This is a genomic window from Wocania ichthyoenteri Th78 (assembly GCF_000789235.1).
GTDB lineage: Bacteria > Bacteroidota > Bacteroidia > Flavobacteriales > Flavobacteriaceae > Wocania_A > Wocania_A ichthyoenteri.
Genome location: NZ_KN525716.1, coordinates 3,559,566 through 3,573,759, shown reverse-complemented (window position 1 = coordinate 3,573,759; position 14,194 = coordinate 3,559,566). Strand labels below are relative to the sequence as shown.

Below are 14,194 nucleotides of genomic sequence, written 5' to 3'. Positions count from 1 at the left end.
AATTCACACAAACAAACTCTTTTTTTGGACAAACACAGTTGAGTACAATTATTTGATAATGTAACATCATTTTCACCCCCTTTGTCATCTTTAATTGAGTAGCAGAAAGAGTAACTATATGTTTGCATCGAATATAAAATTAAAAGCAATGAGTACATTAAACAATACACAAATTATAATTAAATCAAAAACTTAAAAAAATAAATATTATGAAATCAATTAAATCAACAACGACCTTACTTCTATTAATGCTTTCCTTAGCAGTTTTCAGCCAAGATAGAATTCAAAAAATAGATAGCATCTTTTCAAATCTATATAGTACAAATAAATTTAATGGAAATATACTCATAGCAGAAAAAGGTAATATCATTTACAAGAAATCATTCGGGCTTGCCAATGAAGATAGCAAAGAAAAACTGAATGAGAATTCAATATTTGAATTAGCATCTAGTACCAAACCTTTTACAGCAATGGCAATAATGATATTGAAGGAACAAGGAAAATTGAAGATTGATGATAAAATAACAAAACACCTCCCTGAATTATCCAATTATGATAATATAACAATTAGGAATTTAATAAACCATACAGGAGGTCTTCCGGATTATATGTCGTTAATGAATACTACTTGGAATAAAAACAAAATTGCTACTAACAAGGATGTAATCAAAACACTAAAAGAACTAAATCCAAATGGTCTTTTTGAGCCAAACACAAAGGTAGAATATAGTAATACAGGTTATGTATTACTCGCTACAATTATTGAAAGAGCATCGGGACAAACTTATGCCAACTTTTTGGACGCTACTATTTTTAAACCACTCAAAATGACTAGAACTTTTGTGTATAACCGAATTCTTTCGCCTCGAAAAATCAACAATTATGCTTCGGGTTATATTTATGTAGATGGTAAATATATATTACCAAATGATTTTGATAGAACGAAATTTGTAATATGGTTAGATGGTATTGTAGGTGACGGAAGTATAAATTCTACAACAATTGACTTATTAAAATGGGATAGAGCACTATATTCCAATACATTAGTATCTAAAAAAAGCATGGAAGACATTTTTAATAACGGAACTTTAAATGATGGAACTTTAACAAAACACGCTTTTGGTTGGCGTGTATTAGAAACAGAGCCTTTTGGTAAAATCGCAAGACATAGTGGTGGTTGGCCTGGTTACGTCTCTTACATTGAAAGAAATTTAGATAATGATAAAACCGTAATCATATTACAAAATCATTATAACAGAACAATGCCAAAACAAGAAATTAGAAACATACTTTATGGAATGCCTCTACCAAAAACAATGAAACAACTATATATCGAAGGCAAAAACGTTGATGAAATAATTGCGCTACTCGAGAATCCTACTTCAAAATATTTGATAGATGATTTTTATGAAAATAGCATAACAACATTCGGATATCAGCTCTTAAAACAAGATAAAAATGAGGATGCACTAAAGGTCTTCAAATATATTACAATGTCCTACCCTAAAAGCACTAATGCGTTTGATAGTCTTGGAGAATGTTTATTGAAAATGAGCTTTAAAGAACAGGCAATAAAAGCATATAAAAAAGCCTTGGAATTAGATTATAAGAATAAAAATGCAGAAGAAGTTTTATCTAAACTGAAGAAAGAATAATACAGGATGCATTGTTGAATAGATAGTGAAAAAGTTCAAATGTATAAAGTTGTAATTCAAAGTTTTAACATACATTTGAACTTTTTTATTCTCAAAACCATTAAAATTTATGAAAAAAACATAACCTACATTTCGATTTTTTTTTAAAATAATTGCAGTAATGAAAAAACTTCCATACATTTGTATACGAAATATAAAGTATATCAAGTATGAGTTATTCATTGTCATTTTCTAAAGCAGTTCTAGTTGTTATTTTTATATCTGATAAAATTAGACAAGGGCAATATGAATTTCTTTCAACAAAATCCATATCAGAAATACTTAATATTCCAAAACCAACATTAGTAAAAATTTTACAGAACCTTTCAATTGTTGGAATCATTGAAACCAAAGAAGGAAAACAAGGTGGCATTAGGTTAATGAAAAAACCTTCACAAATAACCATACTGGATGTTCTAAATGCGATGGAAACAGGAAAACCTTTATTTCAAACTTCATTTAACATTATGGCAGAAGGGAAAAGACCTAACAATGCGCAAAAATCAATTTCAAATTTATTAGATAATGCAGAAAAACAAATGAAAAACATATTGAATCAAAAAACGATAAATGAAGTGTTAATTGAAATGGACAATTAATTTTTTTTATCGAAACTAAATATAATAAATATACTGTATAGCAATTAAAAAAAAATGAAACATTTAAAAACAATAATCTTAACAACTATTTTGGCTATTGCCTTTAACCTTCAATCATCAGCACAAGATGTAAGTACAAATGATAAAACACAATTTAGTATCGAAATTGACCCAGCTACTTTTGCATTTAATGGATATGGTGTACACTTTCGATTACAACCAAAGGGTTGTGAACATCTTTTAGTCGGTTTTGGAACATACGCTATGAATATGCCAGATGCTCTTGTAAATTTTAACAACAATAACAAAAATAAGGGATGGGATGTTAGAATAAATAAAGGATATAGTTTGTTTGGAGAACACCATTTCACGGAAGTTAATCATAAATGGTTTATAGGAACTCAAATTGGAATTCAAGAATTTAAAATTCAGAACGACAACCTTGTTGGGAGCGAAAAATTCACCAATATTCTTGCTATGGGATATTTTGGTTATACCATAAAGCCATTTAAGAACAGCCTATATATTAAACCTTGGGCAGGAATAGGCTATTACTCAAAAATATCAGGCAATAATATTTTGGGAACCTTTGAGTATGATATTGCTCCCATTACAATGTTCGCAACATTTCATATAGGTTATACTTTTTAATTAAAAAAAAAATGAAAAACACACTAATACTCATTTCTGCATTAATTATTAGTTTTAATGTAACTGGACAAAAAAAGGAGCTCAATAATTGCTTGGACAAAGTTCACCTTGAACCAAGCTTTATCGCTTTTACCACACATAAAAATAGCGAACTTGGAAATTGGTATAAAAATACTTTTGGGTTAGAAATTGTTAAAGAATTTGCATTCTCTGACGGAAGTGCAACAGGTGTTTTGATGAAAAAAGGTGAATTTGTTGTTGAAATATTTTTCAGAAATGATGTACTTACAAAAAGTGAACTTAAGCAAGGTTCTAACTCTGAACAATGGAGTGGTTTCATGAAATTTGGATTCTATACAGATGCAAACCTAGTAACATTAAAAGCTTGTTTAAAGAGTAAAAATATAAATGCAGGCAGAATATTTAAAGATGATAATCTTGGAGTTGATTTATTACAAGTTATAGATCCCGAAGGAAATATTGTTGAAATTATTAGTAGACATAAGAAATAAGCTCTCGGTTCTATAGAATAACTAAGTACAACAAAGACGTGTATAATTAATTACTTCTGAATTTCCTCATCGGAAATCCCTCGGAATTAATTAATTTAGTATTTCTTCTGGAAATCGTAGCCGATTTCCCGCAACATAATCATACACGAACACATGTTGTAGGTAATTTTAAGTAACAAAATTCAGTTCTATTCGTCTACATAAAATAGAATTACACGAGATATTATAAATCTTTAATTATGTCTATCTTTTTGTAAAACTAAAAGAACAACCCTAATGAATAGAATTAAAGAAAAAGTCTTACCTCAAATTTTCATCATTTACACAAGATATTTAATTGGAGGAGCATTTGTATTTGCTAGTTTAATAAAAATAAAAGGAAAACGTTTTACATCTGAAAGTGGTGAATTAAGCCCAATAAATAGTGCTTTGCATTTTTTTGAAACTATGTACCAATCTGGATTGTATTGGGAATTCATTGGAATAGGTCAATTAATAGCAGGCTTTTTCTTAATGACTCAAAAGTTTTCTAAACTTGGAGCATTAATGAACCTTCCAATTATTATAAATATTTTCATAATAACTTTGTCCTATTATTTTGCTTATACACCAGTTGTAACTGGGCTTATGTTAATAGCAAATTTAATGCTCATTATTTGGGAATGGAACGAAATTAAAATCCTATTCAATTTAACACCAAATATTGATAAAAGTATTAGGTTAGAAAAAGATTGCTTTTGGCAAATAATTGGGTTAATTCTATTCCTTTTCACATTTACTTACAGATTATTAATTGACAAATATGATATTATATTTTGGGGTGTATCGTGTCTTTTAATTGGACTCATTGGATTAATAATTGGATTATATCGAAAGAAGAAAAGAAAAAACTACCTACAACAAGACGTGTATAATTAATGCTAACCTCCTACTTAAATTAAAATTTATATCTTTAATCATCTGATTTGCAGCAATCAAAAATCCTGCGGATTCTAGGTCGCACAAATCATACGCGAACATTGTACTCCATTGTAAAATGAACATTAAAAAATGAAAGCCTCAATACGAATAAAATATGGTTCACCTAGTCAAATCAAAATTGAGCAGATTAAAGAGCCAATTCCTAAAGGCGATGAAGTATTAATTAGAGTTTATGCTACTACTGTCAACAGGACAGATTGTGCAAACCTTACAGCCAAACCATTTATTATGCGTTTTGTCTTAGGGTTATTAAGACCAAGAAAAACTATACTGGGGACAGATTTTGCAGGAGAAGTGATAACAACAGGAAAGAATGTAAAATCATTTAATGTTGGAGATAAGGTATTTGGTTTTATCGACACAGGAGCCGATTCCCAAGCCGAATATTTAACAACAACAGTAGAAAACGTGTTCCCTATTCCAGAAAACATTGATTATAAACAAGCAGCTGCAAGTTTGGAAGGGGCACATTACGCATACTCTTTCATTCATAAAGTAAATATCGAATCAGGACAGAGTATTCTAATAAATGGTGCTACTGGGGGGATTGGTTCTGCTCTCCTACAATTTGCAAGACAATATGATGTCAAAATAACAGTGACCTGTAATACTAAAAACACAAAACTAATGCAATCTTTAGGCGCTGACAAGATTTATGACTATACCAAAGAAGACTTTACAGATAGCAATGATAAATATGATTTTGTGTTTGATACGGTTGGGAAAAGCACATTTGGAAAGTGTAAATTAATATTGAAAGAAAAAGGTATTTATATTTCTTCTGAGTTAGGGCCTTATTCCCAAAATATTTTTTATCCACTATTGACTTCAATTTTAAGTAAGAAAGTAATATTTCCTATACCTTATAACAAGCAGAAAACAATACCTTATATCAGTAATCATTTGAGGACAGAAATATTCAGGCCAGTAATTGACCGAGAATATTTCTTAGACGATATATCCAAAGCATACGAATATGTAATTAAAGGACAGAAAACAGGAAACGTTTTAATTAATTTAAAGAACGAGAGTACAACATCACCTAAACTGCATTAAAACGCAGTTTAGCAGGTAGATGGCAACAATTTGAAAAAAATTGTAACATTATAGCAAATAAGTTGACTTATTCATCATCAATCAAACAATCATAAAATGAATTTATCTATTAAAGCATTATTTTTCACTTGCATAACTTTTACAACATTAAGCTCTTTTTCTCAAAATACTAATAATGAGCTCTTCAATAAAATTGATTCATATTTGGAGTCAAGCGTAACAAATGGCTTTTCTGGAGCTGTTTTAGTTTCTAAAAAGGGAGAAATTATTTTATCTAAAGGATATGGATGGGCAGATAGGGAAAATAAAATACCCAACTCGCCATCAACAGTTTTTAATATTGGTTCTGTAACTAAACAATTTACAGCATCAGCTATTTTAAAACTGGTAGAACAAGGAAAAATTAACACATCAGATAAAATAGGCTCATATTTTGTTCAAGCATCTATTGACAAAAGGGATATAACTATTCATCAATTATTAACGCATACGTCAGGAATTTCTAATAGGACTGGAGGATTTAGATACAATGAAGCAAGTAAAGAACAGTTTTTAAAAGAATTTTTTGAATCAGAATTACAATCTAAACCAGGAACAAAGTACCAATATGCAAATGCTAACTATATTATACTCACCGCAATAATAGAATCTGTTTCAGGACAAACGTATAGTTCTTTTCTAAATGATTATTTGTTTGTGCCTTCTCAAATGAAAAGTACAGGATATAAAAGCATCAACTTTAACACAGAAAGAATTGCACATGGCTATTACTATAATAGAAATGATGAGAAATGGGAAGATTGGGGAACAACCCAACAACACCTACCTTACAATGATAAACATTGGTATAGCATAGGTAAAGGTGACATTCATTCTACAATTGAAGATTTATATAAATGGCATATTGCTTTAAAAAACAATGTAGTTTTAGCATTAAAAACAAGACTAGTTCAAGAAACACCGTATGTAGCCGAAAATGATAAAATGACATCTTTTTATGGATATGGTTGGGCAATATCTCAAAGTAATAGAGACACTAAAATCGTTGCTCATAATGGTAGTAATGGGCTGTATTTTGCAGATTTTGTTAGATTTATAGATGATGATGTGGTTGTTATATATATAACAAATGCGTTTTTAGGAAGTGAATCAGAAAACGTTGCCCGAGAAATAGGTAAAATGACTTTTGATTCAAATTATAACACAACACCAATTTCCAAGAACATTTATGAATTAATTCATGAATTTATGAAAACGAATCCATCTTCAAATGCAGAAAAATTACCAGCTTATTTAAACATGAATCTTAATTACGATTTTAGTAATAATACAATTCTTAACCAACTAGGATATAGCAGATTAAAAAAAGAGGACAAACCTGATTGGGCGTTAGAATTATTTAAACTTAATGTAAAGTTATTCCCTGAAGACGGCAATTTATGGGATTCACTGGGTGAAGCTTACTTAAAATATGACAAAAAAGAAGAAGCCTTAATGAGTTACACAAAAGCAGTGGAATTAGGTAGTGAAGACTCAAAGAAAACATTGAATGAGCTGTTAAAAAAAGACTAGAGTAAAAAACTGTTGCCAAGCCGTATATAATTTATTGCTAATTCTAGCCAACTTACGAAAATCCTCGCAACAAACCATATACAAACCGTTGAGGGAAATTGCCTGCGGTACGTAGAAACCGCGTTTTGCAAACGCTCCTTTTCCTACTAATTACCCTCAACGCTCCCTGTTGATTGCACCTCGCTAATTTATAGTATATTTATAGGGTTCTTTGTGAACTCCTCACGCAACTACACACAACATAATGTATAGCGAATGAGGTGCGAACATGGCTCTTCGTGAGGCGCACCTCACTACGCCATACACAGGGAGCGTTGTAAGGCATAAAAACTCACAATTGACAAAAGAAAAATACATTTCAGAATTAAAGTTAAAATTTGAAAGTTATGCTCCAATTTCAAACGAATCTTGGGCATTAATTGAATCTATAGTAACGTTTCAGAAATTAGAAAAAGATGAAATATTACTAAGAAATGGACAAATTGCAAAAAGCATACATTTTGTTTGTAAAGGTGCTTTAAGAGCATTTGTAACTGATTATGATGGTAATATCTACAATAAAAATATTTTCCTCGAAACAGATTTTGCTGGTTCAACAGTTTCATACCTATTAGATATTTCTTCAAATTTCACACTAGAAGCTCTTGAAGAAACTACTCTAATAAACCTTGATTATAAAAAATACAGACAGTTTATTGAACAAAATATTGATTTAAAAAACTTCTATATCGCCTATTTAGAAAATAATTGGATTGTTGAAAAAGAACAAAGAGAAGTTTCTTTAGTAATGGAAAACGCTACGGAAAGATATCTGAAATTACTTCAAAAACATCCAAATATTGACCAACGTATACAAAAGCTACATATAGCATCTCATTTAGGAATTACACCGACTCAATTGAGTAGAATAAGGAAACTCCTAAAGAAAAATCCCTAAATCAACATATGTAAAGGCATAACTCTATTTCTCAATTTATCTTTGTACTATTAATTAATATAAAAAAGATATTATGAATTTAATAGAAAACTTAGAGTGGAGATACGCTACTAAAAAATTTAACCCTTCTAAAAAAGTTTCCCTAGAAAACCTAGAACAAATAAAGAAGGCTATTCAATTATCGGCATCATCTTATGGTCTTCAATTGTATAAAGTAATTATTCTTGATAATAAAGAATTAAGAGAAAAATTAAAATCAGTTTCTTATGGCCAAAATCAAATAACAGAGGCTTCTCATTTAATTGTCTTTTGTAATTATTCAGTCGTTACAGAAAATCATATAGACGAATACTTCGTCTTAAAATCTCAAACAGAACAAGTTAATATTCTTGACTTAAAAGGTTATTCAGATTTTATTAAAGCAGATGTTAGAAATAAATCTCAAATTGAAAAAGATAAATGGACTTCTAATCAAACCTATCTAGCTTTAGGAAATTTATTGAACGCTTGTGCAGAACTCAAAATAGATGCTTGTCCAATGGAAGGTTTTGAAACTAAAGAATACAACAAAATATTAAACCTCGATAAACAAGGACTAAATGCTTCTGTAATTGCAACTATTGGTTATCGTTCAGATGATGACTCTTCTCAAAACACAAAAAAAGTCAGAAAGTCCACCAATAACCTATTTGCGTAATGAAATCATTAAAACAAGCATTCACAATGGGTTTGACTGGTGCTATAGCCGTTTTTATAGCCTCTTACTTTGGACTACCAACTTGGGTTTTATTTATGGCTTGGGTAAGCTATTATTTATTTGGCACAAAAACTAAAACTGCATTTATAATCCTTATTCAGCAAATATTTGGAATTTTAATAGCTATGGTCATTCAATATCTAGGCACCTATCTTTCAGAAATTTCAGCTTCATTCGGGTTTCCTATCATAGTTTTTCTTGTTATGATTGGTGTATTTTATATCTCAAAGTTAAAATATTTGAATAATATTCCAGCTTACTTTTTAGGAATGATTATTTGGTTTGGTTCAAATTCAAAGATAGATATAAATATACTTTCATTATTAGGAATTACCTTATTTACTGGCTATACTTTTGCTTGGATAAACGTAACCATAAATGAACAAATAGAATCAAAAACCTAAATAATTGTGAACATATGAATAATTATGGCTTATTAATTTTAGCTTTTATTGGTGGTGTATTTTTAGCTTTGCAGGGAGGGTTAAACGCACAGTTAGGCGTTTTATTAAGAAACCCTTTATTGGCAAGTTTGGTTGCATTTTTTAGCAGTACTATATTTGCTTTAATTTTTATACTATTTAATTTCAAATCGCTACCAACAAATTTTCAAATAAAAACGATACCTTTTTATCTCTGGTTTACGGGTGGTTTTTTTAGTGTAATAGGAATAAGTTTATACTACTATACCATTCCTAAATTAGGGATTTCTACGATGATTTCAATTGGGCTTTGTGGTCAATTAATTTTTGCTGTGATTGCAGGAAGTTATGGTTGGTTAAATTTACCTTTAGAACCTATAACGTTAAAAAAAACAATAGGAATAGCATCAATGATTCTAGGAATCGTATTAATCAATATAAAATGAACAGTATAAAATCAAATATCCAAAATTTGACATCTCTTTGGCAAACAGTAAGTGAACCACTCAATTCATATTTTATTGAAACGGATTTTAGTTTTAGTTTAATTGAACATTCAGAATGGCCCAATAGATTGTGGTTTAATCAAGAAATTAACAAAGACGGAATAGCATTAGCTAAAGAAAAATTATTATCTATTTCTACAAACCTAACTATACCATATTGGGATATTTACAATAGTAATTCTTTTGAAATGTTAGATGAAAATGGATTTAACCTTAAGTTTGAACAAATAGGAATGTCATTAAAAGCACCTCACATATTTACTGAAATAAAAACTTTAAGTTTAAAAAAAGTGTCTACTGAAAAGGACGCAAAACTATGGTCTATCCTTTTTTCTAAATCTTTTGGGTATTTCACCAATCCAGTATTGCTAACCAAATCTCAAAAAAATACTGACTATTATATTGCTTATCATCAAAATGAAGCTGTTGGAACAGGTATTTTACACACGACAAATAATGTTACTGGCATTCACTCTGTTGGTATTGTGCCTGAACAAAGGAGAAAAGGTTATGCTGAACAAATAATGAAACTTTTAATAAATAAATCAATTAAAATCAATAGTGATTATATTACCTTACAATCATCTGATATGGGAAAAGGATTATATTTAAAATTGGGGTTTGAAGAACAATTCACGATAAAAAATTACGCCTTACATACGTGTATAGAACATAGCTAATAAGTGCTAAATAAAATTATAGCTCATTTACAAAGTTTCTCCAAATATAAAGTTTGGGGTTTAAAATAAAAAAAAACAAAATATTTATATTTGGCTAAGTACATATTCCAAAACTACAACGTATTTAAATGCGCTACGCCTCATCCACAAGCCGTTATGCCTAATTAGGTACGTTATACAAACATCCTTTACAGAGTTATAGATACATCGTTTACACTTTTTTAACTTGCAATTTGAACCAAATTCAGATTGCTATGCCTTGGAAAGACACAACGATTATGGAACAAAAAATTATTGAAGTCTGTCAAAGCAAAATAGAGAAAAAAAGATAGTACGTTGGATTATAATTTTATGCTTTTTTTGCTAATAAAAACGACAATCCAGAATTATTAATGGAAATAACTAAATGTTGGATAATGGCGCATCAACTTAGACCATTTTGAAAAAGCTGTGAAAATTTAAAAAATGAAAAACGAATATTTAAGACATACAATAGCCACAATAGATTATAGATTTCAAAAATCTATAAAAAATGCAAAGACTACTTTGGATATTTTAATCTTGGGAAAGGAAGTAGAAGTATTAATGAAATTATAAATATTTCGTTCTAAGCTCTACAACAATTTTTATTTTGGAGTAAAGAGCACAAAAAGGGTTGCCTGAAAAACTAAATTTGAATTTAGAAGTTGACAGATTAAATGCGGAATTAAAAAGCTTGGATAAAGTGCTTTTAGAAAATGAATTAAGTATGAATTATTCAAAAAAATTATTACAAGGTCCTTTATCAGATTTTTTAACACATATTGGTCAAATATCAATGATGTCAAGGCTAAACGGTAATCCAATTGAACGGGAAGATTTTTCCTCTGCGGAAATAAATTCTAAAGAAATTGAATAAATAAAAACTAAAAAAAGGCATAGCACTGTATAAAAAAATAGCCAAATTAGTAGTAAACATGAGCATTATAGCTCGCATAAAATTTAGTAATAAACTGATAATTTTGAATTCCACATACCAAACGTTAGTAATAATTTTAAAGAAAACATTGAATCTAATATTCTTCTGTAACATTCTAACTATAAAATCGTCTTATATATTCTTATTAAAACATTAAAATGAAAATTACCTATAATAACAAAGCCTACACAATTTTTATTCTAGCATTGTTTCACATTGTATCATGTTCAAGTGACGATGAAACTCCAAACCCAATAAATGATATTTATTTGAGTATTCCAGATATTCATTTTGAAGCAAAATTAATAGAGCAAGGCATAGATTCAGACGGTATCGTTAACCAACAAATGTTAAAGTCAGATGCTGAGGCAGTAAGCCTATTGGATTTAAACCTTTCTGCCAATTTTGGTGAAATAAGCGATTTGACAGGAATTGAGGGCTTTGTAAACATAACATTATTGTCCGCGGCTAGACAGGAAATTAAAAATGTTGATTTAAGCTTTAACACTAAGTTAGATACTTTATTTCTTAATGGAAATCATCTTACCAATATTGACATTAACAACAACCCAAACCTGATTTTATTGGATATTCAGTCAAATGAACTTAGTTCAATTAATGGGCTATCAAAATCGACAAATTTGAAAAAGGTGAATTTATCCTTTAATAACTTTGAAGAAATTAGTATTAAAAATGAATCTATTGAAGAGTTACTCATTAGTCATAACCTTTTGAAATCTATTAACACTAAAGATGCTTTAAACCTAAAGAATGTACTAATAATACTTAATCAACTTACAACAGTAGACTTCAGCTCTAATACATTGTTAGAGACCTTGGTAATCTCTGGCAACAAGCTTCAAAACATAAATCTTGAAAATAATACTAGTTTAACACATCTATATAGTTCAAGTAATTTGCTTACCAGTCTCGATGTAAGTAACAATCAAGAATTAATAGATTTAAGGGTGGATAGAAATCCAGATTTAACCTGTATTAAAATTTTAAGTAGTCAGGAAATCCCAACCGTGTCAATATCTGATTATCAGGAATTAAATACAATTTGTAATTAGTATAAGATCCGTTTTATAGAAACCAAACATATTGCTAACACCATATATAAAAAAACTAAATGAAAAACACATTAATACTCGTTTCTGCATTAATTATAAGCTTTCATGCAATTGGACAAAAAAAAGAACTTAATAGTATATCCTCACAAGATGGCACAGACCCTCATTTACATAAAAAAACCGAGTCTTTTATTAAAGCTTATAGTGCAAAGCAACAACCACACAGTGGCTTAAAAGATATAGATTACTTCTTATCCTTTTTTGCAGATGATTTTATTGATGAGCATATTAAGTATAATGTAATCATAACCGATAAAGAAATATTTAGAAAGGGAATGATCGACAAACTTCAAAATAAGGTATATTATCATATAGTATCTATTGATGACATTATGCTAGGAAAAAATGTAGCTTTTATAAAGATTACCATTAAAGCCAAAGTTAAGCCGTTTCACATGGATAAAGTTATTGAAAACACCTCAAGTCAAATAATGTCAATTGAGTACGACCAAAATGGATTAATAAAACATTTAAGAAGGCACCATAATTAGCAGAGTTTAACCTAGAAATATGATATATGGAATTTAGAAAAGCAAAAAAAAAAACGATGTTCCTGCAATTGTAGAAATGATTACTTATGATGAGCTAGGGAAAACAAGAGAATATTTTCACCCCCCCTTAACTAAAGAATACCATAGCGCATTTAATAATATAAACAATGATGATAACCAAGAACTCATCGCTTACTTTCAGCGCAACTTACTTCACTATACACAGGGTGCGTCGTCGAAAAAAATAGGATCATATAGTTTACAATAAGGCGTGGTTAGATTTTCGAATTTTAAAAAAGAACCCCTTGTGTATTTTTATTTGGTAGTGGTTGTTCCTTTGCAAAAGGATTATCGAGCCATTTGTGTAGATATACTTTAACAAAAAGATTAAGTCTAATAAAGGCGACTAAATTTGATAAATACCAAGGATGTTTAGCTTGTGTTTTTAATGCTTTTAGGATTAGAATCGTTATTAATATCGTTCAATTTTATTGACGGATGAGCGTAAAATCTAATTTTATAAAATTAAAAAACTCACCTCAGTAAAAACAAATACAAAAAGAGCCTTTGTGAGTTAAAAAATATTAATAATCTTTAAAGCAAAATAAAAAGTTTTGTACATAAGTATAAAAAGAAAATGAAAAATAAGACAATCAATATAAAAAACATGGTTTGCCCTCGTTGCATTGAGTCGGTTGAAGATATTTTTACAAAATTAAATCTAGATATTAGCTCAATTAGATTAGGCGAAGTAATTACTGAAAAAGAAGTTAACAAAGAGCAAAAAGTTGAACTTAATAAAAGACTTTCTAAAAAAGGATTCGAGTTGTTAGAGGACAATAAATCTAAGTTAATTGGTAAAATAAAAACCCTAATTATTAATTCCATTCACTATTCTAAAGAACCTATAAATATTAACTATTCATCTTATTTAAGTGACCAATTACATCAAGACTATGGTTCCTTGAGTCGTTTATTTTCATCTGTAGTGGGAGTCACTATTGAAAAATTCGTGTTATCCCAGAAGATTGAGAAGGTAAAGGAGTTAATATTTTATGATGAACTTACTTTATCAGGAATAGCATTCCAAATGGATTACAGTAGTGTAGCATATCTTTCTTCTCAATTCAAAAAAGAAACAGGAATGACTCCAACCCAATTTAAGAAACAAAAAAAACCAGGTCATAACCATTTGGACAATCTTTAGTCATAATCTTATAAAATCAATACAGAAAATCATAACAG

General features: G+C 29.3%; 16 protein-coding genes and 1 pseudogene. All 17 read left to right on the top strand.

Annotated elements, in window-relative coordinates; translation table 11 throughout:
- Window positions 1–209: 209 nt before the first annotated feature.
- The 17 genes and pseudogenes from RG22_RS15575 (at window position 210) to RG22_RS15495 (ending at window position 14,156) form a co-directional block, all read left to right on the top strand.
- Complete coding sequence (locus RG22_RS15575; RefSeq protein WP_052143778.1) at window positions 210–1,655, top strand: serine hydrolase; 1,446 nt, start codon at window positions 210–212, stop codon at window positions 1,653–1,655.
- Between the two features lie 209 nt (window positions 1,656–1,864).
- On the top strand, window positions 1,865–2,293 hold the full coding sequence (locus RG22_RS15565) for an RrF2 family transcriptional regulator (protein ID WP_034044935.1): 429 nt from the start codon (window positions 1,865–1,867) through the stop codon (window positions 2,291–2,293).
- Window positions 2,294–2,347: 54 nt separating this feature from the next.
- A complete protein-coding gene (locus RG22_RS15560; protein WP_034044932.1) occupies window positions 2,348–2,944 on the top strand; it encodes a hypothetical protein in 597 nt (198 codons plus the stop codon).
- A gap of 11 nt (window positions 2,945–2,955) precedes the next feature.
- Entirely contained in the window at window positions 2,956–3,456 is a 501-nt protein-coding gene (locus tag RG22_RS15555; protein WP_034044929.1) for a VOC family protein, read from the top strand.
- A gap of 276 nt (window positions 3,457–3,732) precedes the next feature.
- Window positions 3,733–4,374 carry a hypothetical protein gene (locus RG22_RS15550; RefSeq protein WP_156113401.1) on the top strand — a complete coding sequence of 214 codons (642 nt, stop codon included), beginning with the start codon at window positions 3,733–3,735 and terminating at the stop codon, window positions 4,372–4,374.
- 132 nt (window positions 4,375–4,506) lie between these two features.
- Window positions 4,507–5,493 carry an NAD(P)-dependent alcohol dehydrogenase gene (locus RG22_RS15545; protein WP_034044927.1) on the top strand — a complete coding sequence of 329 codons (987 nt, stop codon included), beginning with the start codon at window positions 4,507–4,509 and terminating at the stop codon, window positions 5,491–5,493.
- 96 nt (window positions 5,494–5,589) lie between these two features.
- Window positions 5,590–7,065, top strand: coding sequence for a serine hydrolase domain-containing protein (locus RG22_RS15540; protein ID WP_052143777.1), 1,476 nt, complete (start codon window positions 5,590–5,592; stop codon window positions 7,063–7,065).
- A gap of 337 nt (window positions 7,066–7,402) precedes the next feature.
- Complete coding sequence (locus tag RG22_RS15535) at window positions 7,403–8,002, top strand: Crp/Fnr family transcriptional regulator (protein ID WP_034044925.1); 600 nt, start codon at window positions 7,403–7,405, stop codon at window positions 8,000–8,002.
- A gap of 73 nt (window positions 8,003–8,075) precedes the next feature.
- A complete protein-coding gene (locus RG22_RS15530) occupies window positions 8,076–8,699 on the top strand; it encodes an NAD(P)H-dependent oxidoreductase (protein ID WP_034044923.1) in 624 nt (207 codons plus the stop codon).
- Window positions 8,699–9,163, top strand: a complete 465-nt coding sequence (locus tag RG22_RS15525) for a DUF1097 domain-containing protein (protein WP_034044920.1) — start codon at window positions 8,699–8,701, stop codon at window positions 9,161–9,163. The genes RG22_RS15530 and RG22_RS15525 overlap by 1 nt, the downstream gene beginning before the upstream one ends.
- Window positions 9,164–9,177: 14 nt before the next feature.
- Window positions 9,178–9,627, top strand: coding sequence for a DMT family transporter (locus RG22_RS15520; protein ID WP_034044918.1), 450 nt, complete (start codon window positions 9,178–9,180; stop codon window positions 9,625–9,627).
- Window positions 9,624–10,367, top strand: coding sequence for a GNAT family N-acetyltransferase (locus tag RG22_RS15515; RefSeq protein WP_034044917.1), 744 nt, complete (start codon window positions 9,624–9,626; stop codon window positions 10,365–10,367). Before RG22_RS15520 ends, RG22_RS15515 begins: the two co-directional genes overlap by 4 nt.
- 386 nt (window positions 10,368–10,753) lie before the next feature.
- Window positions 10,754–10,810: pseudogene (locus RG22_RS18300) on the top strand (hypothetical protein); the annotation flags it as partial.
- A 230-nt stretch (window positions 10,811–11,040) separates the two neighbouring features.
- Entirely contained in the window at window positions 11,041–11,265 is a 225-nt protein-coding gene (locus RG22_RS15510; protein WP_156113400.1) for a hypothetical protein, read from the top strand.
- 218 nt (window positions 11,266–11,483) lie between these two features.
- Complete coding sequence (locus RG22_RS15505) at window positions 11,484–12,398, top strand: leucine-rich repeat domain-containing protein (protein WP_034044914.1); 915 nt, start codon at window positions 11,484–11,486, stop codon at window positions 12,396–12,398.
- A 59-nt stretch (window positions 12,399–12,457) separates the two neighbouring features.
- Window positions 12,458–12,949 carry a hypothetical protein gene (locus RG22_RS15500; protein WP_052143776.1) on the top strand — a complete coding sequence of 164 codons (492 nt, stop codon included), beginning with the start codon at window positions 12,458–12,460 and terminating at the stop codon, window positions 12,947–12,949.
- 637 nt (window positions 12,950–13,586) lie between these two features.
- Complete coding sequence (locus tag RG22_RS15495; RefSeq protein WP_034044911.1) at window positions 13,587–14,156, top strand: helix-turn-helix domain-containing protein; 570 nt, start codon at window positions 13,587–13,589, stop codon at window positions 14,154–14,156.
- Window positions 14,157–14,194 lie beyond the last annotated feature (38 nt).

Coding starts and splice junctions, on each gene's coding strand:
- RG22_RS15495 (WP_034044911.1), top strand. CDS start 13,587: ATGAAAAATAAGACAATCAATATAAAAAACATGGTTTGCCCTCGTTGC.
- RG22_RS15560 (WP_034044932.1), top strand. CDS start 2,348: ATGAAACATTTAAAAACAATAATCTTAACAACTATTTTGGCTATTGCC.
- RG22_RS15515 (WP_034044917.1), top strand. CDS start 9,624: ATGAACAGTATAAAATCAAATATCCAAAATTTGACATCTCTTTGGCAA.
- RG22_RS15545 (WP_034044927.1), top strand. CDS start 4,507: ATGAAAGCCTCAATACGAATAAAATATGGTTCACCTAGTCAAATCAAA.
- RG22_RS15565 (WP_034044935.1), top strand. CDS start 1,865: ATGAGTTATTCATTGTCATTTTCTAAAGCAGTTCTAGTTGTTATTTTT.
- RG22_RS15505 (WP_034044914.1), top strand. CDS start 11,484: ATGAAAATTACCTATAATAACAAAGCCTACACAATTTTTATTCTAGCA.
- RG22_RS15520 (WP_034044918.1), top strand. CDS start 9,178: ATGAATAATTATGGCTTATTAATTTTAGCTTTTATTGGTGGTGTATTT.
- RG22_RS15525 (WP_034044920.1), top strand. CDS start 8,699: ATGAAATCATTAAAACAAGCATTCACAATGGGTTTGACTGGTGCTATA.
- RG22_RS15550 (WP_156113401.1), top strand. CDS start 3,733: ATGAATAGAATTAAAGAAAAAGTCTTACCTCAAATTTTCATCATTTAC.
- RG22_RS15575 (WP_052143778.1), top strand. CDS start 210: ATGAAATCAATTAAATCAACAACGACCTTACTTCTATTAATGCTTTCC.
- RG22_RS15555 (WP_034044929.1), top strand. CDS start 2,956: ATGAAAAACACACTAATACTCATTTCTGCATTAATTATTAGTTTTAAT.
- RG22_RS15540 (WP_052143777.1), top strand. CDS start 5,590: ATGAATTTATCTATTAAAGCATTATTTTTCACTTGCATAACTTTTACA.
- RG22_RS15530 (WP_034044923.1), top strand. CDS start 8,076: ATGAATTTAATAGAAAACTTAGAGTGGAGATACGCTACTAAAAAATTT.
- RG22_RS15500 (WP_052143776.1), top strand. CDS start 12,458: ATGAAAAACACATTAATACTCGTTTCTGCATTAATTATAAGCTTTCAT.